Here is a 24604-nt window from a genome sequence, read left to right on the forward strand (position 1 = left end):
TGTAAATAACTATTTGAATTTTCTGATATTAATATTATGTTACAGAAATGTTTAAAGTAGTATATTTATTCATCAAAAATATGCACATCATCATAAATAATGATATGCATACGACTTATCTATAGATTTTGATTTTAGCGACTGTAGCCTCATTATTCTGATCAACTACTTTAATTTTAAGACCTAGCTGAGGTAACACTCTGCCGGCTTCACGAAGCGTTAATTGATTCAATGACTGCTGAGTATAATTGCTGTCTTTAAACGTTGTAACGGGCTTTGTTGAAGGTTTCTTAAAATAGTAATCTGCACTTGAATTATAGTTGCCATAATCCCGCGTGTTAAATGCTGCATCATATATTTGAGTATCCGTGACTGGACTATACCCGCCCTTAGCAACAATCGGTTTTTGATTAGCATCCACTACACCGAGGAGGCTTTTCCCTGGATGGTTTTTTAGATTACCATTATCTTCATAAGATTCATTGACATACCATATGATAAGACCTTTGCCATATTTATTGCGACCGAACGGATCATAGATTGAACCCAGTCCTTTATCCAGACCATTATGGTTACGCCATTCAAGTAGATAATATTGATTATAGCGCTTAACTTTTCCTGCACGAACTTTTTTTACAGGCGGCAGATTGACTTTAATCACATCATTGTTTGACCCTTTGATTCCTGCTTGATCAAGTAAAAATTCTTTGCCTGCTGAATCAATAGACCGGTAATTGATTTCTGTACCAAGCGTCCAGTTTCCGCCGTATAGCTGCTGTAAATCCGACTTAGCAAGAGGACTCATACCAACAGGCATGGTCCCGTGAATTTTTCCGGCATCAGCTCCGTAGCTCATCAAAGACCAGTAACGGACAGGTTCTCCTGCATGATCGACCGAACTCGGAGAAACATCGTATTCATCTATGAGACCTAACATATGGCCAAACTCGTGGGCAAGCGTACCGACTGTACTATCTTCTGCCATTACACCATATTCAGCAACAGCTAAACGTTTTTTGTAAAAACTTGAATATTTACTTTTGGTACCAATAATAGTTTTAGGATTACCACGATCTGTAAACGGAACTTCACTGACATGTTCCCAGATTGACCAGCTGCCCAGCTTACCGCCGCCTTCACTTTCGCCGACACCACTAAAAATAACGACCAGTTTATCAATAAGACCGTCCGGCTCATATATATTGCCGTCTTTATCCAGATCATAATAATCGTATCGATCATAATCAGTCATCTTTACTTTTGGGTCTTTTGCCGCTTTTTCTGCCGCTTCCATTATTAATTCACCGACATTTTTATCTTCACCGGATCCATAATATTTTAAAGGTTTTTTTGCCCGGTACCATCCTGTCACCTGTCCTTTAATATTCAAGCTATTTCCCGATGCTTGTTGATAGTAAGACTTTAGTGTGTTATATGATTTTTTATCAGGGGCAGTGTACGTATTTCCAAAAAATAGTTGATTGTAATAGGACTTCGTATAATTGTCATAATAGTTATGAGTATCATTTTTCGTTAAAGTCGATTGTTTACTATCTGAAAAATCCATGAGTACTACTAGAACATGTTCATTTCTTACTTTACCCCTGTATTTTCTTGGTTTAAATTCAGGGATGGAAGTCGAACGCGAAAATTCATTAGCAGATATGACAGGTGCGTTTATTTTAACCTTTTCGCTGTTTTCAAACTGAACTTTTTCGCCGTTCGTCTTCGTATTGCTGTAATCGCTTTCTGCATGGGCGATATACATAGTAAACGGAGAAAATAACAGCGCTGCTATTATTATTTTTTTCATATGATATGCTCCTATTCAAGATTCAGCGTTTTTGTAGCGGTAATCTTATTATTCTGGATCACTTGAATTGTCAGTTGTCCTTCTGCTTCTCTTGCAATACGGCCATTGAAATAACATTCGTAGTATTGATCATAATGTTTTGGAGTATAAGCGTTTGACTCGCCTGGCGGACGTCCATTAAATAAACCGACGTGCTGATTATTTTTCATGACGATTGCGATTTTAGTAGGAACAGCTTTATCTGTTCTGACTTTAATCTGAATATTTTCTTTTGGCGCAGCAACAGAGGGACTTAATATTTGAATATTATTTGATGATGTACTGTTCGCTCTCTCTTGTTGTGATGCACCGTAACTTCCTTCGGCAAAAGTGTTGCGGTCGTACCATAAATAGCCTGCGCCAGGATTTGCCCATGGTTCCTTCTTCGGTTCAGTGGAATGAGCAGGTTCTTCCATCTTGAGCAGTGGTGTTTTCTTATTATCATTATGCTCAAATGTTGTGTAATCTTCCTGAGTCGTCAACCACTTTGCAAGATTCATGAGAAGTTTTTCGTGATCAGACTCCTTAAACCCATCGTAAGTCGTCTTTTCTCTCCCGTTATCTTCACGTACATATTTCGGTGTTGCATCTTCAATAATAGAAGAATCACCGATGAAGGCTGCTTTTCCTTTTCCTGCTTTACTGATGGCAATGAATGGTCCTTCATCTTCACCACCCCCGTTATAAACGCCTTGATCGACAGCATGATTCCAGCGATCGCGGTTCGTCAGTTCAGGAAGATAAACAAGTCCCTGAGCTTGCGCTGGATTAGTTATTGCTACTGTTGAACCTGCATGCATTGTGACTTTATGAACATTTTTAGTGATATTAAAAGCATCTTTCATCGTCGTCATTGTCACATCATCAATTGCGTTATAACGGAATCTCACGCCGAACGTATCGCTTAAGAAATCACTCGAGGAGATGTCAGCCATCATTGCTGAGTTCCGTTCACTGTCTGTCATGCCTTTTGCTGGATCACCATATGCACCTCTCCGGTATCCATTGAGTACTTCAGATGCATCAAAACGGTTCATATTGCGGTCAGCGTTATAATGATCGCTGATGAACAGTATACTGCCGCCATTTTCTGCATATTGTTTAAGAGCCGTCTGCTCGCTTTCTTTGAGAGGGATATTCGGTTCAGCCAGTACAAACATTTCATATGATTTCAGTGAGTCATATGTTATTCTGTCATCGACCTTCGACTGTTTCAGATCATACCCGGATTTCTTCAAAGCAGCAGCAAAGTCAGAAAAAGCACCATCGATGACCCAGTCCGCTTCTCCTGCTGTTTCACCATGAGCTGTATCAAATAAAACAGAAGGTGATTCATTAAATGATTGTCGTTCTTCGCTGCAGCCTCCGGTAACTAGCAGCACCGCCATCAGCAATAATTTTTTCATAATAATTCTCCATTGAGTATAATAAAAAATTAACACTTTAATTAAACAAATAATCATGTTTAATTAAAGTGTTAAAACATTTATTATCTTGATTTATAAGAAAGCAGTCGTAATTTAACAGCTTCTGTCTTCAAATTTACATTTTCATCACGAGGTGTAGTGATTGTTGCATCTACAATATCGTCTGATTCATGAAATTCATATGTCACAAGAAAACTTTCAAAATCGTCATCAAAGTTAGGCTTCTGCGCTACAATCCTGTTCACATCGCCGAAACTGTCTTTCACAGTATAACCCGTAATAGATTCAAGCTCACGTGCCAGTTCATTCAATGTCATCGATTGGTTTTCAATTAGTACAAATTTTTCTTCATTCATTGCCATCTACCTCTTCTCAACAAGTTTCTCTATAAATTCCCAAACTCCAAATTACACAAACATTTATTTGAAGGAATACGTATCTGAAGTCTTTTCTGTTTTATTGTTAAATGTTTTATCAGTAGAGATTCCACCTTGTATCACAAGCGTTGCCCTGCCTTTTTTAAGCATTTCATAATCTGTGCTGGAAATGGCGATCGATTTGTAGCTTGTCGTCTTTTCATGAGGCATGTACTCATTGAAATTAGTCTGACTTTTCTTCATACTCATTTCCTGGTAGTCACTCGGGATAAATGAGGCAAAGTCGGAGAATTTAGTATGATCTCCCGCAGTAAATTTAGTGTTGTTGTTATAATAAAGAGTCTGGTCAGATGTGTTCTCAGTAGTAACCTGATACATAATGACAAAACCATCTGTCGCACCATCAAATAGCAGTACCTGACCTTCCGGCATATTAGTGACGCTGAAAATCTGGAGCTGTCCGACTTCAACTTTCATTCCACTATCTTCAAGTACTAGAGGAACATCATCTTGTTTCATCACTAGTTTTGCTTTGCCATTTGTGGATGCTTCTATCGTATTAGGCATCAAGGATTTAACGGCCGAGTTGGCTTTTACTTTTTCAGCTTCTTTTTTCTTGAGTTCAGCCTGCTTTTTAGCCGCTTCTTCTTTTTGTTTTTCTTCTTCAGCTATTTGTTTTTTCAGTGCTTCTTCTTTGTCTTTTTTAATTTGTGCCAGTTCTTTTTCTTTAGCTTTTATTTCTTTATCTTTTTTTTGATTCTCTTTTTTAAGAGTGTCATATTTTTTTTGAGTCGCAGCTTTTTCTTTCTCCAGTGCTTTAATGTCCTGAGTTAATTTTTCGTCTTCATTGCTACCACAAGCCGTCAGCGCAATAGACGCCGTAACTACACTGATTATAAGTCGTTTCACTGTAATTCTCCACCTTCTCTTACTTTAATTTAATTTTATCATAGAAGGTTTCATTCAACTAATAATTCATTAATGTTCATGTGAACTTAACAGAGCCATCTCATCATAATTAATTGACTGTCTAAGCTCAACCGCTACTTCCGGTGAAATTTTTTCTGCTTGCGCTAACTGGTAAACATAGTCTCGCTCCACATTCAAAACGTCGAGTGCAAATAATGTTTCATTGTTATCAATACCTTCAGTCATAGCATTTCTATTAAGCTGACTGATTCGATTTAAATAACTGTCTGACACCATTGCAACCTCAATTTTATTGCTTCTTACCATTTCCTTAGATAGCCGCTCAACTATTTTATGATGAACGACTCTTGCAACTTTTTCTAGTTCAAGTAAGTTATTCTGAAATGATAAAGAACTCGCTGCATTAATTTGATTTATAAAGTTTGCTCTTCTCTTTCTCATTTTGAATATAAAGGATAACTTCGCTAAAAAGCTGGAAGATGCAAAGTTTCTTGTTCGCTCTACGTAAATTACATAATTGTTAAATGTGCTTTCGGTGATTTTACCTGTCTGAATCAGTTCATCCAGAGTTTCCGTCTCAGTATTCATAGCAATCGCCTGTAATCTGGACAGTTCTCTTAAGCTCTGTTCGTTGTCATCTACTTCCTTGAAGAAATTAATCTGAGTCGCATACTGACGAGTCAGATTACTTGCTATAACACTGTTTTCGAGGACAGTATTACGGTGAATATAAGTAAGTCCCTGCTCTTTCATCATCATTCTTGCTTCTCTGAATGACAGCTTTGATATATTGATTCTTTCTTCAGAGCTTGTTAGCAGCGGCAAACTAATTTGTGCAACAATCAAACTGATAATAACGACCCCGGCAGCGATAAACAACATATCGTCTCTTGTAGCAAAAGACTGATGATTAACGATAGTAGTTGGAAGCGTCAAAGCAATAGCCATTGATATCGTCCCATGAACGCCGCACACCGTTGCGATTAGTGAGTATTTAAATCTTGATGGTCGTTTCTCAGATGTCGACACTGATTCGTTATTCAAAATTCTTTCAAATCTACTGACTGGAATGAAAAACTTATCATACAAAATAAAGACCCAGACAAATCTAAAAAGATACACAAGAAGTGCAATCAAAAAAGTATAAAATGTGATTTCACCTAGATGTCTTGATTCAGTATTAACCATGTGCATTGTTACTTCCGGGATAATATACCCTAGCATAGTAAAGACAAAGCCATTCATCACGGTGGACAGCAGCCCCCATGTATTGTCATAGCCCAGCTGCAGCCGTGTGGTTGCCTGGCTGATTCTATCGCGTTCTATGCCGTGAATCAGACCACCAATCACTGCTGCAATGACTCCTGAAACGTGGAAAGATTCTGCGACCATGTATATAACGAACGGTGTCAGCAACTGTATTAAAATAAAGACAAATTCATTATAAAAACCAGTTCTGATGAGCCACATACGTGCCTGCACGAATGCTGTTCCGATAATAGCCCCAATTACCAGACCTCCGATAGTCGTAGTGATAAACTGCATGACAGCATCCTGTGCGCTGAACTGTCCAGTTGTCAGTGCGATAAGGGCAATATTGAAACTTAAAATCCCTGCTGCATCATTCAACAGTGATTCTCCGCCGAGAATAGTCATGAGTCCTTTCGGCAGTTTACGTCCTTTGGCAATCGCCTGGACCGCAACAGCATCCGTAGGACATATAATTGCGGCTAAAGCGAAACAAGCAGCAAACGGAATAGCCGGCAGCAGCCACTGAATAATATAGCCAAGTCCAATTACAGTAGTAAATACAAGACCTATTGCCATTAAGATGACTGGTCTTAAATATTTCAGCAAGTTAATTCGGGAAACATGATTTCCTTCAAGAAAAAGCAGCGGTGCGATAATACCGATTAGGAAAAGTTCCGGCTCAAACTCCAGATGAATGGGAATCGGTGTTAGAAAAATCAACATACCGATACCTATCTGAATAAAGACTAGTGGTATTTTATTAAAATAATGATGGATAATAGCTGAGAGAATCACAGCTACAATGAAACTGACAATGACAATAAAGTTTTCCATGACGCACCTCTCATTTTTTCTGAATCATATAATAGATACAAATTCTATAAGATTAATACATACTCAATAAGGGAATAGTTTTTATTATACAATAAACGGAGGTTTTTTAATGTCATATAAGATTATACATGCTCCTGTCTCTCCTTCTACACCGAATCATATTATTTACCCGGTCATTGTCTATCCGCAATCAGTCACTGATCCTGCAGAAACATTTAAGAAAAATGGCTGGCACGGCATTTGGGAAAACGGTGTATACGATTACCATCACTTTCATCCTAATGCGCATGAAGTACTCGGAATCAAATCTGGTGACGCCGAATTAATGATCGGCGGTGAGAATGGACAAACGCTTAAAGTGAAAGCAGGAGATGTCCTACTGCTTCCTGCAGGTTATGGACACAAACTGTTAAGCCAGTCAGATGACTTTAAAATTGTCGGTGCTTATCCGAATGAACAAGAGGTTGAAACTTTAAAATCTTATGAAGATCTTACAAAAATTCAAAGTCAGATCAGCAGTGTGATGATACCAGAAACTGATCCAGTAGAGGGCGACAGCGGTCCTATGTTCAAAGAGTGGGAAGGATTGTACCACTGCAGCACAGTCGATAGAAAATGCTAGGAAGATTACTAGTATCCTAAATAATAAATGCCTTGGAAATCTTTAAATTTCCAAGGCGTTTATTTGTATAGACAGCCGAAAATAAACAGCTTGTTATGCTAAAACCATTTCTTTTTCTTGAAATAATATATCATTCCAAACATTATACTGAGCATCAGAACCCAAACCGCTAAATAACCATACTTCCAATGAAGCTCCGGCATAAAATCAAAATTCATTCCGTATATCCCGACAAGTAACGTCAGCGGCATGAAAATTACAGAATATATCGTTAATATTTTCATAATGTTATTCATTTTAAACGAGTTGAGCGATATGTAATTGTCTCTAATATCTGCTGTCATTTCCCGGGAAGATTCTATCATCTCCGCCTGTTTGACGAGGTGATCATTAATATGATGCAGAAAGATCTTCTGCTTCTTCGACAGTGACATAATTCTTCCTTCCAACAATCTGTAGACAAGGTCTTTCATAGGCAGAACTGTCCGTCGTATGATCAGCAGATCTTCTCTTAAGTCGAAGGTTTCCTCAATCAGCACTTCTGTTGAAATATCAACTGAATGACGATCTTCGAAAGAAAATACTTTATCTTCAAGCTCATAAACAAATGGGAAATAATTATCGACAATCGCATCAAGTGTGCGATACATAATCTCCGATGTCGTCAGCTTTTCATTGACACGTTTATAAATAACGGAATTCCATACTTTATCCACTTCTTCAGAATGCTCTTTGTGATATGTGACAATTATGCTGTTATTGATAAATACATCTATTTCTTCAGGCAGCATCGTCGTCAGATCAATGGCGTGGAAAACGAAGAACAAATAATCATCATACTCTTTATATTTCGGTCGCTGCCTGACAGATACCGCATCTTCAATCGACAGAGGATGAAAATGAAAATACTGACTGAGCAGCAAATTTTCATGCATCGTCGGCTCGGACATATCGACCCACATCCATTTAGGCGTTCCTTCCATCTGATAAGGTGATTCACATGTTTTCAATTCATTTAACTCATCAATATATAACGTTCTAATCATGGGCCACCTCTATAACTTCAATATCATATTTTTCCCTTTCCAATTATAGCCCAGTTTCTGATTCATGGCGATCATGATGCGATTATCAGGGTTGACTGTCCCTGAGATGTAAGGCATATGGTGTTTCTTACTGATCACTTTTACTTCTTCTTTGAGCATAGAAGCGTAACCCCGTCCTCTATATTCTGGTGCTACCCAGAGCGATTTGATATGGGTATGGTCAGTCAGTTTGAACCATATAAAGCCGATGAGTTCACCATTTCCTTCTATGACCATCACTTTATCTGCTCCTTGCTGAAGCAAAAGTTTCAGGGATTCATAGCGGAGCACTTTATCGATACTTTCCGGCTGCCACTCTTTATATTCAGATGGAATGTTTTCATGTAAACTTGCGATGGTCTTGAGGAGCGGATCCTCACTATTGATATATTTCAGCATATGTTTATTTTACCATGATAGTTATATTATTTAACAACGGATAGAGGCAAGCTAACAGCAAAAAAGCTTCAGGCAGATGCCTGAAGCTTTTTGTGTTTACTGATCGTCACGTGATGGACCATAGAGTGAAGGGACATGAAGTTCCGCCTGACGCATCAGTACTGTCATCTGACCGCGATGATGAACTTGATGCAAGTTAGCCGTATGAAGCAGTGCTCCTTTAGGCATCGGTGTACCGAAGAAATCCACTTCGTCAGTTAAATTATCATCGGTCACTGTCTGCTTGTATGAACTGAGAACGCTCTGAAATGTTTTTTCATAAATGTCTGCAAGTTCCTGTGCTGATTCTGGTGCCGCTTCATCATTAAACCCAGCACCTTCATAAGATTCACCGGATAATGATGCAAAACCACCCAGACTCTGTGTAATATGCCATGCCAGTTCACCGAGTGTGCGGTCCTTCTCTGTGACCGCCTGAGCAAGTGACTCATCCGTCAGTTCCCGAAGACAGTTCAGTGTCAATTGGCTCTCACGTTCAAATTCATTGATAAATGCATCTTTCGACGTATACATGTTGATCCCCCTTTTAGTTGTTAATTTCAGTTTAGAGGGTTGTTAGAGTAAGTGCAACTTGAAAGCGTTTGACATTGTAAAGTGTTCTCATGTAGACTTAAGAAAAAGAAAGGGCGTGATGTCTAATGGCAACTATGAATATGATTCTGTCACTGAAGCCATGGCACACGTGCGCCCTTTAACGGACGTTTTCAGTGTACCCATGGCTAAGCCATGGGTATTTTTATTAACTGAAAAGGATGAAATCAATGACAACTTTACAACAATTAGGATTTTCCAATGAACAATTAGAACGTATAGACAATCTTGTACCGGGTAGAATTGCTACTCAATCAAAAGGAATTTATAGAGTAGTCACTGAAAATCATGTCATACTTGCGACATTGCCCGGGAAATTCATGCATGATCTGACTGATCCTCTCGCTCTACCGGCAGTCGGCGATTTTGTGCTGATGACGCTTCAGCCCGGAGAAAACAAAGGACTGATAGAACACGTACTGCCGAGAAAGCAGGCTTTTATCAGACAAGCGGCAGGTACTGAAACAAAACCTCAGATTATTTCAGCAAATATCGACTATGCTTTTCTCGCGATGAGCTGTAATGATAACTTTAACGTCAACCGTATGCAGCGCTTTTTGATTGCTGCACGTGATTCCGGTGCAGAACCAATTATTCTGCTGACTAAAGCAGATCTTATAGATGAATTGGAAAAAGAAATTATGACAGCCGAACTTTCCGGCATTGCAGGAGATGTTCCTGTCTACTTCATATCGATGCATACAGATGACCACATAGCTGAACTAAGAGCTCTCTTAAAAGATAATAAAAGCGCAACAATTCTTGGTTCAAGCGGTATCGGCAAATCCACACTGATCAATAAATTGATGGGTGAAGATGTTATGGTGACTAATGATATCCGGGAAAGTGACAGTAAAGGAAAACATACGACGACACACCGTGAATTACTGCTGTTACCAGATGGCGGCATCATGATTGATACGCCGGGTATGCGTGAATTCCAGCTCTGGTCCACAGGTGACCACATCGGGCTCAGCACAGAATTCTCAGATATTGAATCACTTATTGAGTCATGCCGCTTCAACGACTGCGGTCATACCAATGAACCCGGCTGTGCAGTCCAACAGGCTCTCAGCGATGGTACATTAAGTGCGGCGCGATATGAACAGTATGAGAAATACCAGCGTGAACTTGCCTATCAGGAACGACGCAGTAACCAGGCAATGCGGCGTGCCGAACAGGACATGTGGAAGAAAAATACGAAAATCGGCAGACAGAACCGGGCAAATAAAGGAAGATAAAATTAATGGGACTTTCACCCTCGCATTTCGCGGTGAAAGTCCCATATTTTCTTTTTATGAGACATTCGCGTCGAAAATTCGATTCGAAAGTCCCATAAATATATAAAGCTGATCACTCACCATTGACAAATATTTATAGAAATTTTATACTTATCTCAGCTACTATGTATTACAAAGTAGCTATTAAAAGATACGCTATCTTGTATTACAAAATAGAGGTGAATCAATTGGGTATGCGCACTCAATTGTTGAAAGGTCTGCTTGATGCAGTAGTTCTTTCAATAATAAAAGAAAAAGAAGTTTACGGTTATGAGTTATCTCAGAAATTACTGGACAGCGGCTTAGGTAACATCAGTGAAGGTACCATCTACCCCGTCTTACTTAGACTACAAAAGAAAAATTTAATCACAAGTGAAATGCGACAGAGTGATTTGGGACCTAAAAGAAAATATTACTTCATTACTGAAGAAGGGCTTGCGTCCCTAAATGAGATGACAGCTGAATGGAATGATATAGTGGGTCCTATTTCGGATTTACTCAATAATTTTTAAGATAAGGAGTGATTGTTGTGAGTTATATAGACGAATTAATTGAACTCAATAACATAAAAAGAAAACAACTAACACCTGAAAATCTAAAAATGTATGAGAAAGTGTTAGTATATCTACGTACAGAATGGAAACTTTCAAATCGTCATACTGAAGAAGTACTGAATGATTTACTTGATCACTTATTAGAGTCGCAGCGAAATGGTGTAACAACTGAGGAATTCTTCGGAGATAACCCTGAAACTTTCGCTAAGGATCTAGTAGAAGAATTGCCTGAGGAAAATAAAAGAAGTTTAATGAGTTTTGTGAGTTCACTTTTTCTGATATCACTAGGCTTTTTAGTTTTTGCATATGGTTTCAGCAATATGATTATTTCCTTTTTTCACAAACCTCAAGTATCAGAAAACTTAATCGGATTTGTTACGGGATATTTAATTGGATTTATGCTATTTCTCTTATTTCTTAACTATCTTCTCAAAGCTATTCAAAAAGATGAGTTTCAACCTGAAAAAAATTGGTTTAATAAAGTTATGAATTTTTTATTCTTGTGGTTTATCTGTGCAATCATATTTGCTGCATTCATACTTCCGATGGTGCTTATTAAAGTCGGTCCTTCAATATTTATACCTTGGTATATAGCAATGCCGATAGGTGTGATTATTATATTATTCGGACGATATGCTTTAAATCGTTATAATGAGGAGTGATTTTTATAAATGACCATATTAAATGATATGAATTTAGAATATACAAAAAAACTGCAAAAGCTAACTTCTGAAAACAGAAAGATATTTTTAAACGTTGCAAATAAAATTAAGTTTAATTATGCAAAATCTGAAACAGCTGCCGATATAGTTATTGAGGATATGTTAGATCATTTATTAGAAGCTCAATCAAATGGTATGCACGCCCAACAATTTTTCGGGCAAAACTATCAGGAATATGCAGAAGAAATAATTGAAGAATTACCTGATACAAAGCCAATCGATAAGTTATGGCATTTTGCTTTCATAGTTTGCCTGACTTTATCATCATCATTGCTACCTTTTAGCATCATAGAAATGATTCGTTATTTAGTAACCGGCAAACACATAATGCTGCATTCTATTTCTTTCACTTTAAATACTGCACTCTTCATTATTTTATTAATCATTCTTATTTCATTCACTCTTAATTCAATGAAAAATAATGCATTCAGAGAGAAAAAGTCTATGTTTATTTTTATAGTGATATTTTCACTTATGGTATCCATACCATTAGTCCTTTATACTGTTTTACCAATTGGACCTAAATTCTATCTTGATTATCGATTTGCTATACCTAGTGAACTATTACTCTTAATACTCACAATATGGATATATCGTAATAAAGTAAGTCCCTCTTAAGAAAGGATGTTTAATATGCATACTTCAGAAATAATCCTCTTAAATTAGGTCCAGATACAGCCATTCCTGTATGGCTTGCTATGTTAATGATTTTTATTTTCGGTTTACTGACCTCTCATTTCTCCCGTAAGATTGATTAATACAGATATTCAAAAATTAATGGGACTTTCACCCTCGCATTTCGCGGTGAAAGTCCCATATCTTCTTTTTATGAGACATTCGCTTCGAAAATCAGCTCTGAATGTCTCATAAATACATGATAACGGCGTAAACACTAAAAATTCACATTCACATCAATAAAGAACCATACGACCATGATCACCAGTATCAGAAACTTCGCAAATGTGCTGGTGAGAAAGCCAAACAGTGAACCGATACTCGCCTTTACTGCATGTTCAAGATCACGGAGCACAATCAACTCCACAATCAGTACCGCCACTAGTGGCACTAAAATAATTCCGAACGGCGGAAAGACAAAACTGCCGGCAATAACACTGACTGCTGCTGTGATTTCTCCTGCTTTGCTGCCGCCGAAGCGTTTCACAAAATAACTGCCAGCGACATAATCACTCACGAGACTGATTATTGTCAGTACTGCCATCACTACCCAGAAAATCCATGATAACTTATTATCGTCAATCAGAAAGTGATAAAGAAAAAATCCAACCCACATCATCAATATTCCTGGAATGACCGGCATGACAAGACCTGCAAATGCCACGATAAATGCAGCGATAATCAATAGCCATATTAATGCACTCATATAATATCCTCCATTTTAACCGGTTTAGTAAAAATCAGTAATACAAATGCTAATGCTATAAAGGCCGCTGACACGTAAAAGACGTTCCCCAGTCCTACGATATCACTCATGACCCCGCCTAACAGGTTGCCGAGCAATTGTCCTGCAATCATAGCATTTGAAAATAGCGTTGAGGCATAACCCGGGAAATCAGGGAGAATGTCCTGGAAGTAACTGATACCGAGTCCAAGCAGTATCGCAAGAAAGAACGCAAGCGCAAGCTGTCCTATAAGCATCGCTGTCACTGAATTGAAGAGTCCGATTGACAGGAAATAACCGCCCCCTAATACAGCGCCGATCATCAGCAATGTTCTTGACTGAAATCTGCTCGCAAGCATACCGAGGATAATCATAAACGGTACTTCCAGTCCTGCACAAAGGCTTGCAAGGTATCCGACATTATTTTCAGATTCATTCAAGTGCTCTGTTACGAATAACGGCATATTCAATGTGTACATCCATTGTCCGACGTGCAGCATGACAAAAGCTAGAAACGGAATTAATAAATTCATATCTTTTAATAAGTTCGGCGCCACAGGTTCTACATAATTCTGAGTTCTTGCTGGAGCTACAGTCTTAATATCTTTGAAAAATAGAATCATTGATAGAAGGACAATTACGTTCAGTACAATGGTTCCTCCGAAAAGTCCATCATAGCCGAAACGACTTAACAGTATAGTACCGACTAACGGTCCGAACAAAAATCCGAGACTGAACATTGACCTGAGTACTGTATTCGCAAATACAGCATTTCTACTCGATGCCGATACATTGATACTTTCACGAGCTGATGCATACATCTGCGGCATAGCTGGCGCGGCAAATCCCGTGAATATTGTATAGAGTACAATAAACCATAATACTTGGTGTACAAAGAAGTAGACACTGAACGCGAGACTTGCCATCAGCAGTGAAAAGATAATCAGCCATTTCCGATTGATACGTCCAGTGTCAGAAAATCGACCGATGAATGTATTCATCATAAATCCTGCCAGTGCAGCAAGCGCCATCAACAAACCATACTGTCCTTTTGTCATACCCAGCTCCTGAGTCGCATAGAGAATAAAAAATGGAACTGTTACGGCAAGACCCATACCGAGAAGCGCCATATTGATCAGGAATAATTTGTAGTTCTTAATACTCAACAGCTGAATAAACATAGTTTCACAAACTTTCTTCTAAGTGATATTGTTTAATTATATAGGAATTCAATCGAACGAAAAAGAGCGGGGAAACATTCATGGAATATAAAATCATTAAAATATGTACTGGTAAAATCAAGACAGAAGTATTCGATTCCCATCCTCCGAAAAAAACAGCTGTTTCTAAATCCCCTATTCAGCAACCGACGTATGTATCATACCTGGGGCTTGAGGGAGACGAACATGAATATCATGGTCATGGAGGTGTTGATAAAGCTATTTGCCTTTATGACCAACTCGATTATGATTTATGGCGTCCCTATATTGAAATAATGCCGGAATATGCGTTGTTCGGAGAAAATATCACAACAGTCGGTCTGACAAAGGACAACATTGCTATCGGTGATACATTTAAGTTCGGGTCAGCTGTAATTCAAGTTACAGAAGGACGTGGTCCGTGTCAAACAATTGCCAAGAAATACAATGTGCCGAACCTTGTCAAACTGATGAGTGCAGCCCATGCAACCGGATGTTACTTCAGAGTACTTGAAGAGGGTCTGGTTGAGCCGGACAGTCAGCTTGAACTGCTTAGTAAACACCCCATTCAGTTCACTATTGACGAATATAATGCTTTAAAATACACCGCCAAGAAAAATAAATGTTTACTCGAAAAAGCACTGAAAGTTGATGCTTTACCAGAAGAGGATCAAGTTAAGTTCAGAAAACAATTACTCAAACTCACAACTTAAGGAATAGAACTGTAATTTTTTCTATTCGCTACGTTCCAATTTCTATAACTTTAAAGCGCTGCTTCCTTCTTCATTAACTCAATAAATGCTTTGACTTGAGGAAGTGCCAGCACGTCATTCTCATAACTGATATAGGTTTCCCTCACTAATTGATGCTGATTGACTTGAAGCAGTTCTACTTCAAACTGCTCAAGATCGATATCTCCGATTACGATTTCCGGAAGTACTGTAACTCCTACACCAGATAACAACAGCTCTTTGCACGTTGCAATCTGATCGGTCTTAATCTGCGGCGCATAAGTTTGATTGAACTGCTCGGTGTACCACAGTTCTATCTCCTTCAGGTAAACAGGATCCGCCTGAAATTCAATCATCGGCAAAGTATCCAGCTGTTTTTTCTTAGCCTTCGGATAGATGAAGTAATGTTTATCCGTCAGCAGCACATCATTATTGAGATTCATAATTTTCATGCCGCGGATGACTGATACATGAAAATCATGACGGTTCGCCATGATTCTACCGCTCGAACCGACTTGCAGCTGAATTTTCACTTCCGGGTATAGTTCGACGTAATGCCCAAGAACACGCGGTAATATCGTATGACCGATTAATGATGACACACCTATTGACAGCTTACCATTGACAATCCCTTCAGATGACTGAATCATTTCTTTCAGATTCATTTCTTCCTTCAGCATTTTGCGGGCATGCTGAAGAATAATTTCACCATTGGTCGTGACAATCAGTTTTTTCTTCGTGCGGATAAAAATATCTGTCCCCCATTCCTGTTCAATGGATTTCAGACGCTGACTGACAGCAGGCTGTGAAATATAAAGCGTGTCCGCCGCTTTTCTTAAAGTTTCTTCATCTGCAAGCGCAACTAGCAGACGATAATCATCGATTTTCATCCATAACCTCCTATCAGTAACATCCGAGTAATTTCTTCTATTATATCAGATAACCTGGCAGGTCTATCTATCGAATCAGTATTCTACAAATTAAGCAATTTTAATCGGTTATGATATTTTTTTATATTTGAAGAGTCATACGCATTGTTTTACCTCTATTAATTGAGGTATAGACTAATAACAAATCAATATAAAATGAGGTGTAATAATGGATAAATTTGAAAAAATTGATAAAGAGATTAAAGGTTATACGCAAAGCAAACAACCAGGCAGTGAACGCGAGATGGACCCTAAGCCGATTGCTGAAGATGAGGATTATCAGGCTGGCGGCAAATTAAAAGGTAAGGTGGCTCTGATTACAGGTGGCGACTCTGGTATCGGTCGCGCAGTTGCGATTCTTTACGCTAAGGAGGGTGCAGACGTTGCCATCGGTTATTATGATGAGACAGATGATGCAGATAATACAGTGAAACGTCTTGAAGAAATAGGAGTTAAAGCTAAATCTTATGCGTTCGATCTAAAAGATGTTGAGCAATGCAAGAAATTAGTCACTGATGTTGTCACTGATTTCGGCAAGTTGAATATTCTTGTCAATAATGGTGGTGTTCAGTTCCCTCAGGAAGATTTTCTTGATGTGACACCCGAACAGATTCAGACGACATTCTCTACAAATATATTCGGTATGATGTATTTATCTCAGGCAGCGATTCCACATTTATCTGAAGGGGATACCATCATTAATACAAGCAGTGTCACAGCATATCGTGGTTCTGATACATTAATCGATTACTCAGCGACTAAAGGTGCTATCACTGCCTTTACCCGTTCTCTTGCACAGCATTTAGCGCCTAAGAAAATCCGTGTGAACAGTGTTGCACCGGGTCCAATCTATACACCGCTTATTCCGGCGACTTTCCCAGCTGAAAAAGTTGAAAAACATGGTCAGGAAACAGCACTTGAACGACGCGGTCAACCAAGTGAAAATGCACCGGCATATGTATTTCTTGCTTCAAAAGATTCTACTTATATTACTGGGCAGGCGATACACATCAACGGCGGAGACTATATTTCAAGTTAAATTTAACCAAAAACACCATCAGACAATTAATTGTCTGATGGTGTTATTTTTTTACGGCAGTAATCTATAGTCGTCTTGAACGTCTCAAAATCTTTCTGAATATTATTCATAATTTGATGAGCTGTCTGATAAGCAAAATCATACTGTTCTTTTGTAATACTGCCTTTTTTAAGTGCAAATTTCAAATCTACTTCATCTACAAGTTCATAAGCTCCGTTCGGCAGCACTAGGACATCTAGAAATAAATCGTGTGCACGTGCTTCGCCAAGCTCGATAACATTCTGTTCATTGATATCGATATAATACTGAACTGGTCGGCCGTAATTATCATACATTGCTGTAATGCTGAAAGGCTTATTTTTTGGCAATAATTGCAGCCACTGATAACCGGTATCAGCTACTGTTATGAATTTTCCTACTACTTCAACCTGTAAGGGAGATTTGACTTTCTGCATTGTCACTAGACCTACGATTCCATCAAATCGTTCATCTTCAAGTCGAATTTCCTTGTAGTCTCGTCTCTGCAATCTACGCCAATGCCTTTTATCGATGTATTTTATCTTCAAGTCGTCCAACTCCTTACAAATCATTATATAAAAATAAACAAGTTGAAGAAATAGTTAATTTCAACTTGTTCATTTTATAATTATTTACGCTTCGTCAGAACGATAGTGTTCTTTATCTTTCAAGAAGAATGCGAGAACAAACGCAAGGAAACTAAGGGCAGTTGCCAGCCAGAATGCATCAGTGATGCCATTGACTGTAGCGAGTTGCTGAAGTTTACCCATAATCATCTGAAGCCCCGCATTACTTGAACCGACAGATTGTCCCATCTGGTTCAGTTGATCCATCGTCGAAGGATGTGTTTTATCCATCGCGTTCGCCATATCACCGATGTGTGCAGTTGCCTGCTGTGTCATGACGGTTACAAGAATTGCTGTGCCGATTGAACCGGCAAGCTGACGAACTGTATTGCTGACTGCATTACCATGAGGAATCAAACGACCCGGCAATGCGTTCATACCAGCTGTCATAATCGGCATCATGATAAACGACATACCGAATGAGCGAAGAACATAAATTCCTAATATTGTTCTATATGAAGTGTCTAAGTTAATACGTGTCAGTTCCCATGTCGCATATGTCATTATCGCGAGGCCGAAAATAGCAAGCGGTTTAATACCAAACTTATCAAACAGACGACCTGCTATTGGTCCCATAATACCCATCAATAATGAACCTGGCAATAATAACAGACCTGAATCGAGCGGTGAGAAACCTCGAATGGATTGCAAGTAGATCGGCAACAGAATCATACCGCCGAATAAAGCCATCGTCACGATGATATTAATTAACAGCGTAAATGAAAATCCTGAATATTTCAGAACTTGCAAGTCCATCATCGGTAATTTCATTGTTAATTCTCTTACGGCAAATGCTACTATAAAAATCAGACCGATGAGAATCGTTGAGATAACAATGGCTGAATCCCATCCTTTGTTACCCGCTTCACTGAAACCGTACAATAAGCTACCGAAGCCGATTGTACTGAAGATAACTCCTAGTACATCCAATTTCGCTTTGAAAGTCGGTTGTGCAATCTTGAACCAGAATGTACCGATTATCAATGAAATCAATCCGACGATAAACATACCGTAGAACATCACGTTCCAGTGATAATTCTGGATAACCCATCCTGTCAATGTCGGTCCGATTGCTGGTGCAAGGATAAAAGCGATACCCATTGTACCCATCGCTGCCCCACGTTTATCAGGAGGGAATATCGTCATGAATACATTAGTCCCAAGCGGCATCAATATACCCGCTCCGACTGCCTGAACGACACGTCCAGTCATCATCATTGGGAAGTTAGTAGAAAGCGCACAAATAATCGAACCAATTGTAAAAAACGTCATCGCAGTTAAAAATAACTGTCGATATGTAAATCTTTGAATCATAAATGCGCTAATTGGGACAAGTATCCCGTTCACTAACATGAATCCTGTTGTCAACCACTGCGCAGTTGCTGTTGAAACATTAAAGTCACTGATCATAACAGGCAGTGCTACATTGATCAATGTCTGATTCAGTATAGCGACGAACATCCCAATCATCAAAGCAGTAACGATTTTGCCTGTTGTAATACCTTTACCTAATGTATGTGAAGGTTTAGCTACTCTTTGTTGAATAGGTTCTTCTTCAGCTGCTTCTTCTTCATATGGCTGTTCGACAACAAGTTCTTCATCATCTTCATTATTGTAAAGACCCGCTGTTTCTTCGCGGCGTGCTTCACTGTTGTAGATGACTTCGTTGTCTGTCTCGCGTTCGGGTCTTGGTGCAGGTTCTGGTCGAACAGTTTGTGCATGCTGACGTTCATGTGTGTCGTGTGTCTGTGATGTCTCTACTTCAGGTTGGACCGTCTGATTTCTTCTGCGATTCAGCAGAAAACGATTCAATAGGAAGAAGATGACCAGTGACAGAAGGACATAGCCTATAATCATTGAGGTCATACAAAAACCTCCTTAGTTTTTATGAATGCGTACAGTTACATTCATTCCTGGAATAACGTCTAAAGATTTATCTTTTGATAATTTGATTTTTACTGGGACAACTTGAGTGACTTTTGTAAAGTTAGCATTACCATTTGAAGAAGGTAGTACAGAGAAACTTGAAGCAGTTGCTAAACCGATTTTTTCGATTTCACCGTCTAGTGTTGTATCTTTGTAGCCATCGACATAGACGTCTACGTCTTGACCTTCTTTGACGCCGTCTAAATCTGTTTCTTTAATGTTAGCTGTGACATATAAGTCATTCATGTTGTAAGCGTAAGCGATAGGAGTTCCTGCACCAACGAAACCATTTTCAGTCGCTTGTGTTTTAACGATAGTTCCATCCTGAGGCATTGTGATATCTGTTTTCGATGGTTTACCGTCTTGACCCATACCAGTTACTGAACCGATCGAAGCGTCTTTTGCCACTTTATCTCCTGCTTCTTTATTGAATGATGTTAATTTACCGGCAACGGGACTTGCGATTGAAATCTGTGTGCCGTCGATTTTTGCGTTGTCTGTCTTTACGTAGTTCGTCGCTTCATCATAGAAATGAAACGCAGCGATACCGGCGATTGCCAGAACAACTAGTGTAAGGATATTGATTAATACTATTTTTCTCATTGTGATTCCTCCATTTGATATTTTTCACATAAGCTATATTATAGTCCCGTAAAAAAGACTTTCAACCAACAATATTTGTTTAAATGTCGGTTTTACTTTAAAATAAGTCTGTTCGTTTAAAAAATAAAAAAGAAAAGTGATTATTTTATGAAAGAAAAACAACTTACTATAGAACACGCATTTTTGAAGTTACTGGAAGAACATCGATTCAGAAATATTACGATTAAGATGATCTGCGAAGCAGCTGAAATTAATCGCTCCACATTTTATGCGTACTATTTGGATAAATACGATATGCTGGACCAAATGATCGATACACATCTATCTGTCATCGGCCAGTTTGTGGAAGAGACTTCGATGAATATGATGAACGCTGAAGACAAAAAACCGATCATCAAAAAGTACTTTCTTGATTTATTCAGTTATATCTATCTTCATCAGCAGTTTTTCAGAGTACTGATTACTGTTCATCCAGCACAGAACTTTACGCAGAAGCTCATCAGTACACTTCATAAAAACTATTTGACATCCATTGCTGCGAACGGCGGTTCTTTAAAAGACCCTAAATACTTTGTCAACTATACGCTCGGTGGTCAGTTCGGCATCCTTTTTTTCTGGCTGCAGAATAACTGTAATGAGCCCCCGGAATTGATTGCAGACGTCGTTTATCGTAATATGCTTAAACTAAACCGATAATTATTAAAATCTTGTAAAAATACACAACCGCTGAAACAATTCATGTATAATAGGATTATTCAATGACGGAGGTAATGTATGAAGTACTTAAAACGGACATTAGGCTTTACAGCGGTGTCGTTGATGCTGCTGACTCATCATGTTCAAGCTGCTGAAAGCTTGAAAGTCGGCACAATAAAAAATTCTAATGCAGTGATAGTAACTAATAAGACAATGATGGCTAAGAAAGTAGCCGGAGATTTTGCTAACTATACATTATATATCAACGATAAAGTGACTATTGAAGGTCAACCTTATTATAGAGTTCAGACGTCTGAAGATATTAATAACGCGATTGGTTACGTTAAAATAAGTGACCTTAAAATTCAATCTGTTAAACCTATCGCTCCAGTACAGCAGACTGTTACATTCAGTACAAGCACAAAAGTATACAGCATACCTTATGGCACAGAACGACAAGTTGTTGACCGTGCTGGTAAAGGCGAAGAGATGGCAATTGATGAAGCTTTAAAAGTGGGAAACAGCACTTACCTTCACGGAACATTAGTAAGTGGTGCTGAAGGCTGGGTTAAAGCAGAAAAAAATGCACCGGCAAAACAGACGGAACCTGCTAAGCCGGAAGTAAAACCTGAACCGAAGCCAGAACCAAAAACTCAAGACTTATCAGAGCCGAAACCTGCTGTGACGGCAGAACCGAAGCCCGTGCCTCAGCAATCAGTCATTCCAGGTGCTGCAGTCACTCACACAACCGTTCCTACAACTTTGAAAGAAGCAGTAAACCGCCAGATGGGTCTGACGCCGTCACCTCAAGTATCAGATGGTGTCAAATGGAAGGACGCACGTATGGACTTCGTAAAAAACTATGTCGATACTGAGCCGCTCATCACTGATGCCGTCGATAAGTATCAGTTCCTTGTCCTTAATGAACCTCAGGGATTATCAGCCGACCAGCTGAATATACTGCTGAGAGGCAAAGGAATTCTTGAAGGTAAAGGGCAGGCGTTTAAAACAGCGAGTGAACAATATCGCATCAATGAAATCTATTTAATCTCTCATGCTTTTCTTGAAACAGCTGAAGGACAGAGTACACTTGCTAACGGACTGGAAGTTAAAGAGGAACCTGGGAATAAACGCTTCTATAATATGTTCGGTGTCGGCGCATATGATCGTAACGCTTTAAAATATGGTGCAAAATATGCAGCTAATGTCGGATGGGACACCCCTGAAAAAGCAATTATCGGCGGTGCAGCATTTATTTCAAGAGGCTTTCTGACAGAATCACAGAACACGCTTTATACAATGCGCTGGAACCCTGCTGCACCAGGCAGTTCTCAATACGCGACCGATGCACAGTGGGCAGCTTCAAATGCAAACTACATTGCAGGTTTTTATCAGCAGCTTGGCATTGAAGGCGGCAAGTACCACTTCATACACTATAGTAAATAGAATCAGGGATATTCATTCTGTGCTCTGATTTTTAGATATACAAATGCGCACCTTAGGATGAAACTGAAGCTTATTGCCTTCATCGTTTCGTTTTCCTAAGGTGCGACGTGTTTCCTGCTTCATAGAAATTTATTCTGAATATACAATAATTATAAGGAGGCAGCAATGTTTATAGAAATTGACGGTTATCCAGTATACTATGAAACCATCGGCAAAGGCGTGCCTGTATTGTGCATTCATGGTTATGGTGTTGACCATCGAATCATGAAAAATACAGTGGAATCAGTTATTAAAGAGACAGACTATGCCTATTCAAGAATATACATTGATCTGCCGGGTATGGGCCAGTCAGCGGTTAATCCGAATATCATCAATGCTGATGATATGCTGTCTGTCCTTATGAAGTTCATCCGAAAAGTTATCAAGAAACAGCATTTCCTGATTATCGGAAACTCGTACGGCGGTTATTTATCAAACGGTATTAACTTTAAGATGGCAGGCTGTGTAGACGGCATGTTCTTCTTCTGCCCTGTCATTATCGCAGATAGTGAAAAGCGAAAGCTGCCTGTCCATCAGCACATTCTGCTGGAAACTATAAATCCGGGAGACCACAAGAAAGAATTTCAAGAATTTTTAAATACCAATGTCATCATCACCAAGAAAAACTGGCAGCGTTACCTGGATGAATTAGTAACCGGTAAGGCTGTTGCTGATACAGACTTTAAAGAACGTTACTTTAATGACGGTTATTCATTCAGTTTTGAACGTGAGTTGCTTGAAACCCGACATAATTGTCCGATGACAGTTATCGTCGGCAGACAGGATTCAACTGTCGGTTACGATGATGCCTATAATTTAGTGAAAGATAACGAATTCGGCAACTTTATACTGCTCAATGAAGCAGGACACAATCTGCAGATTGATCAGGCCAAACTATTCAATGCTCATTTACTGCATTTCTTTAAGATTCATCAGTAACGATTACTTCTAAGTGTGCTCAAAGAGGTGTAACATGCTGTTAAAAAGTCGTCTTCTTTCTGAGAAACTTCACTATTATCATGCATTGTCCGGTCGCACCAGGTTTACAGCAAATCAGCTTGAAGATTTTCATACGCATTTTAACGGTTATAAAGGTGAGCAGGAATTCGTTCAGCTTGTCAAAAGTTTTTCTGATGCCATCATATTATGGGATTTGAATATCCGTTCGAAGTTTAAAGGTTCGGCCCAGTTTGATGTGATCATCATTCATCAGAATACAGTAATCCATTATGACATAAAGAACTATAAAGGTCAGTTCACTATGAGAGACGGCTCTTTAGTAAATGACTTCGGTCGTGATTTTAAAAATCCTGACCATCAGCTTATTCGAGCACATCATATTTTAGAAGATGTTGTGCACCACTATGACAATCAGTATGTAATAGAAAGCTATATCGTATTTATCAATAACCAATTTCATTTGCGTGGCAATACCGATAATCCACGTTGGCTATTCCGCAGTATATTGAACAACCACCTGAAAAAGTACAGCCATAGCAATTTCATGCTGGATGATAATCAGTCGCTTGGACATCACTTAATCAAAGTGAGTCATCCAGAACTCAATATTAATCCTCTCGAACGCACTTCTTTTTCCATGGAGATGATAGGGTTAAAGTGCCTTTACTGCGATACCTTGATTCGCGAAGTGACAACTAAAGTAAAGTATTATAAGTGTGAAAGCTGCGGCAAGAATGAAGTGATCAGGCTCATTACCTTTAAAAGTCTGAGTGATTTATATTATTTAAAAGGAGAGCCTTTTACCATCACCGAAGCTATTGAATGGTGTGAAGGAGTGAGTCGTGCTTCTATTTCAAGGGTATTGGCTACCAATTTTAAAAAAATCGGTTCGAGCAGAGCTACTAAATATCATTTATAGCCGTTTGCCTCTCACGTTTTTAATTTCTTGAGAGGCAAACGGCTTTCCCTCTCATGTTTCTGGTTTCTTGAGAGGCAAACGGCTTTCCCT

The 24604-nt window shown here is 38.9% G+C and carries 25 protein-coding genes; 11 read left to right on the plus strand and 14 right to left on the minus strand.

Annotated elements, in window-relative coordinates; genetic code table 11:
* Window positions 1-115 precede the first annotated feature (115 nt).
* The 5 genes from ERX29_RS03955 to ERX29_RS03975 all read right to left on the minus strand — a co-directional run bounded on the left by ERX29_RS03955 (window position 116) and on the right by ERX29_RS03975 (window position 6671).
* Entirely contained in the window at window positions 116-1813 is a 1698-nt protein-coding gene (locus ERX29_RS03955; protein ID WP_133443398.1) for an immune inhibitor A domain-containing protein, read from the minus strand.
* Window positions 1814-1824: 11 nt separating this feature from the next.
* The gene (locus ERX29_RS03960) at window positions 1825-3258 is read right to left on the minus strand and encodes a Gldg family protein (protein ID WP_165981059.1); all 1434 of its coding nucleotides are present in this window, start codon (window positions 3256-3258) and stop codon (window positions 1825-1827) included.
* An 83-nt stretch (window positions 3259-3341) separates the two neighbouring features.
* A complete protein-coding gene (locus tag ERX29_RS03965) occupies window positions 3342-3635 on the minus strand; it encodes a hypothetical protein (protein WP_133443400.1) in 294 nt (97 codons plus the stop codon).
* A 63-nt stretch (window positions 3636-3698) separates the two neighbouring features.
* On the minus strand, window positions 3699-4565 hold the full coding sequence (locus tag ERX29_RS03970; protein ID WP_133443401.1) for a DUF5068 domain-containing protein: 867 nt from the start codon (window positions 4563-4565) through the stop codon (window positions 3699-3701).
* 69 nt (window positions 4566-4634) lie between these two features.
* On the minus strand, window positions 4635-6671 hold the full coding sequence (locus ERX29_RS03975; protein WP_133443402.1) for a cation:proton antiporter: 2037 nt from the start codon (window positions 6669-6671) through the stop codon (window positions 4635-4637).
* A 109-nt stretch (window positions 6672-6780) separates the two neighbouring features.
* On the opposite strand from ERX29_RS03975, the gene ERX29_RS03980 reads away from it, so the two are divergent.
* Complete coding sequence (locus ERX29_RS03980; RefSeq protein WP_133443403.1) at window positions 6781-7293, plus strand: cupin domain-containing protein; 513 nt, start codon at window positions 6781-6783, stop codon at window positions 7291-7293.
* A 98-nt stretch (window positions 7294-7391) separates the two neighbouring features.
* On the opposite strand, the gene corA is transcribed toward ERX29_RS03980, so the two are convergent.
* The 3 genes from corA to ERX29_RS03995 form a co-directional block, all read right to left on the minus strand.
* Window positions 7392-8339, minus strand: coding sequence for a magnesium/cobalt transporter CorA (gene corA, locus ERX29_RS03985; RefSeq protein ID WP_133443404.1), 948 nt, complete (start codon window positions 8337-8339; stop codon window positions 7392-7394).
* Between the two features lie 9 nt (window positions 8340-8348).
* On the minus strand, window positions 8349-8777 hold the full coding sequence (locus tag ERX29_RS03990; protein WP_133443405.1) for a GNAT family N-acetyltransferase: 429 nt from the start codon (window positions 8775-8777) through the stop codon (window positions 8349-8351).
* Between the two features lie 96 nt (window positions 8778-8873).
* Window positions 8874-9350, minus strand: a complete 477-nt coding sequence (locus ERX29_RS03995; protein WP_133443406.1) for a DinB family protein — start codon at window positions 9348-9350, stop codon at window positions 8874-8876.
* Between the two features lie 248 nt (window positions 9351-9598).
* On the opposite strand from ERX29_RS03995, the gene rsgA reads away from it, so the two are divergent.
* From rsgA to ERX29_RS04015, 4 genes are all read left to right on the plus strand, one after another.
* Window positions 9599-10669, plus strand: a complete 1071-nt coding sequence (gene rsgA, locus ERX29_RS04000; protein ID WP_165981060.1) for a ribosome small subunit-dependent GTPase A — start codon at window positions 9599-9601, stop codon at window positions 10667-10669.
* Between the two features lie 227 nt (window positions 10670-10896).
* Window positions 10897-11220 (plus strand): PadR family transcriptional regulator, encoded by a 324-nt coding sequence (locus tag ERX29_RS04005; protein WP_133443469.1) that lies wholly within the window; start codon window positions 10897-10899, stop codon window positions 11218-11220.
* 17 nt (window positions 11221-11237) lie between these two features.
* Window positions 11238-11924 carry a DUF1129 family protein gene (locus tag ERX29_RS04010; RefSeq protein WP_133443408.1) on the plus strand — a complete coding sequence of 229 codons (687 nt, stop codon included), beginning with the start codon at window positions 11238-11240 and terminating at the stop codon, window positions 11922-11924.
* A 27-nt stretch (window positions 11925-11951) separates the two neighbouring features.
* On the plus strand, window positions 11952-12602 hold the full coding sequence (locus ERX29_RS04015; protein WP_165981061.1) for a DUF1129 domain-containing protein: 651 nt from the start codon (window positions 11952-11954) through the stop codon (window positions 12600-12602).
* A gap of 274 nt (window positions 12603-12876) precedes the next feature.
* Here ERX29_RS04015 and ERX29_RS04020 read toward each other — a convergent pair whose 3' ends face one another.
* A complete protein-coding gene (locus ERX29_RS04020; protein WP_133443410.1) occupies window positions 12877-13365 on the minus strand; it encodes a DUF456 domain-containing protein in 489 nt (162 codons plus the stop codon).
* On the minus strand, window positions 13362-14564 hold the full coding sequence (locus tag ERX29_RS04025; RefSeq protein ID WP_133443411.1) for a sugar efflux transporter: 1203 nt from the start codon (window positions 14562-14564) through the stop codon (window positions 13362-13364). The genes ERX29_RS04020 and ERX29_RS04025 overlap by 4 nt, the downstream gene beginning before the upstream one ends.
* 80 nt (window positions 14565-14644) lie before the next feature.
* Between ERX29_RS04025 and ERX29_RS04030 the strand changes: the two genes are divergently transcribed.
* Entirely contained in the window at window positions 14645-15295 is a 651-nt protein-coding gene (locus ERX29_RS04030) for an MOSC domain-containing protein (RefSeq protein WP_133443412.1), read from the plus strand.
* A 50-nt stretch (window positions 15296-15345) separates the two neighbouring features.
* Here the strand turns inward: ERX29_RS04030 and ERX29_RS04035 are convergent, their stop codons facing one another.
* Complete coding sequence (locus tag ERX29_RS04035) at window positions 15346-16203, minus strand: LysR family transcriptional regulator (RefSeq protein WP_133443413.1); 858 nt, start codon at window positions 16201-16203, stop codon at window positions 15346-15348.
* Between the two features lie 208 nt (window positions 16204-16411).
* Here ERX29_RS04035 and ERX29_RS04040 point away from each other — a divergent pair, with 208 nt between their 5' ends.
* Window positions 16412-17281 carry an SDR family oxidoreductase gene (locus ERX29_RS04040; RefSeq protein ID WP_133443414.1) on the plus strand — a complete coding sequence of 290 codons (870 nt, stop codon included), beginning with the start codon at window positions 16412-16414 and terminating at the stop codon, window positions 17279-17281.
* A gap of 26 nt (window positions 17282-17307) precedes the next feature.
* Here ERX29_RS04040 and ERX29_RS04045 read toward each other — a convergent pair whose 3' ends face one another.
* From ERX29_RS04045 to ERX29_RS04055, 3 genes are all read right to left on the minus strand, one after another.
* Window positions 17308-17847, minus strand: coding sequence for a ribonuclease FAU-1 family protein (locus ERX29_RS04045; protein WP_133443415.1), 540 nt, complete (start codon window positions 17845-17847; stop codon window positions 17308-17310).
* Between the two features lie 84 nt (window positions 17848-17931).
* Window positions 17932-19791 carry a DHA2 family efflux MFS transporter permease subunit gene (locus ERX29_RS04050; protein WP_133443416.1) on the minus strand — a complete coding sequence of 620 codons (1860 nt, stop codon included), beginning with the start codon at window positions 19789-19791 and terminating at the stop codon, window positions 17932-17934.
* A 12-nt stretch (window positions 19792-19803) separates the two neighbouring features.
* Entirely contained in the window at window positions 19804-20454 is a 651-nt protein-coding gene (locus ERX29_RS04055; protein ID WP_133443417.1) for an HlyD family efflux transporter periplasmic adaptor subunit, read from the minus strand.
* Window positions 20455-20601: 147 nt separating this feature from the next.
* On the opposite strand from ERX29_RS04055, the gene ERX29_RS04060 reads away from it, so the two are divergent.
* From ERX29_RS04060 to ERX29_RS04075, 4 genes are all read left to right on the plus strand, one after another.
* A complete protein-coding gene (locus ERX29_RS04060) occupies window positions 20602-21150 on the plus strand; it encodes a TetR/AcrR family transcriptional regulator (protein ID WP_133443418.1) in 549 nt (182 codons plus the stop codon).
* A gap of 78 nt (window positions 21151-21228) precedes the next feature.
* Window positions 21229-22596, plus strand: a complete 1368-nt coding sequence (locus ERX29_RS04065) for a glucosaminidase domain-containing protein (RefSeq protein ID WP_133443419.1) — start codon at window positions 21229-21231, stop codon at window positions 22594-22596.
* Between the two features lie 165 nt (window positions 22597-22761).
* Entirely contained in the window at window positions 22762-23574 is an 813-nt protein-coding gene (locus ERX29_RS04070; protein ID WP_133443420.1) for an alpha/beta fold hydrolase, read from the plus strand.
* A gap of 34 nt (window positions 23575-23608) precedes the next feature.
* Complete coding sequence (locus tag ERX29_RS04075; RefSeq protein WP_133443421.1) at window positions 23609-24514, plus strand: nuclease-related domain-containing protein; 906 nt, start codon at window positions 23609-23611, stop codon at window positions 24512-24514.
* Window positions 24515-24604: the final 90 nt, after the last annotated feature.

This window comes from Macrococcus lamae (assembly GCF_004359545.1).
Taxonomy (GTDB): Bacteria; Bacillota; Bacilli; order Staphylococcales; family Staphylococcaceae; genus Macrococcus; species Macrococcus lamae.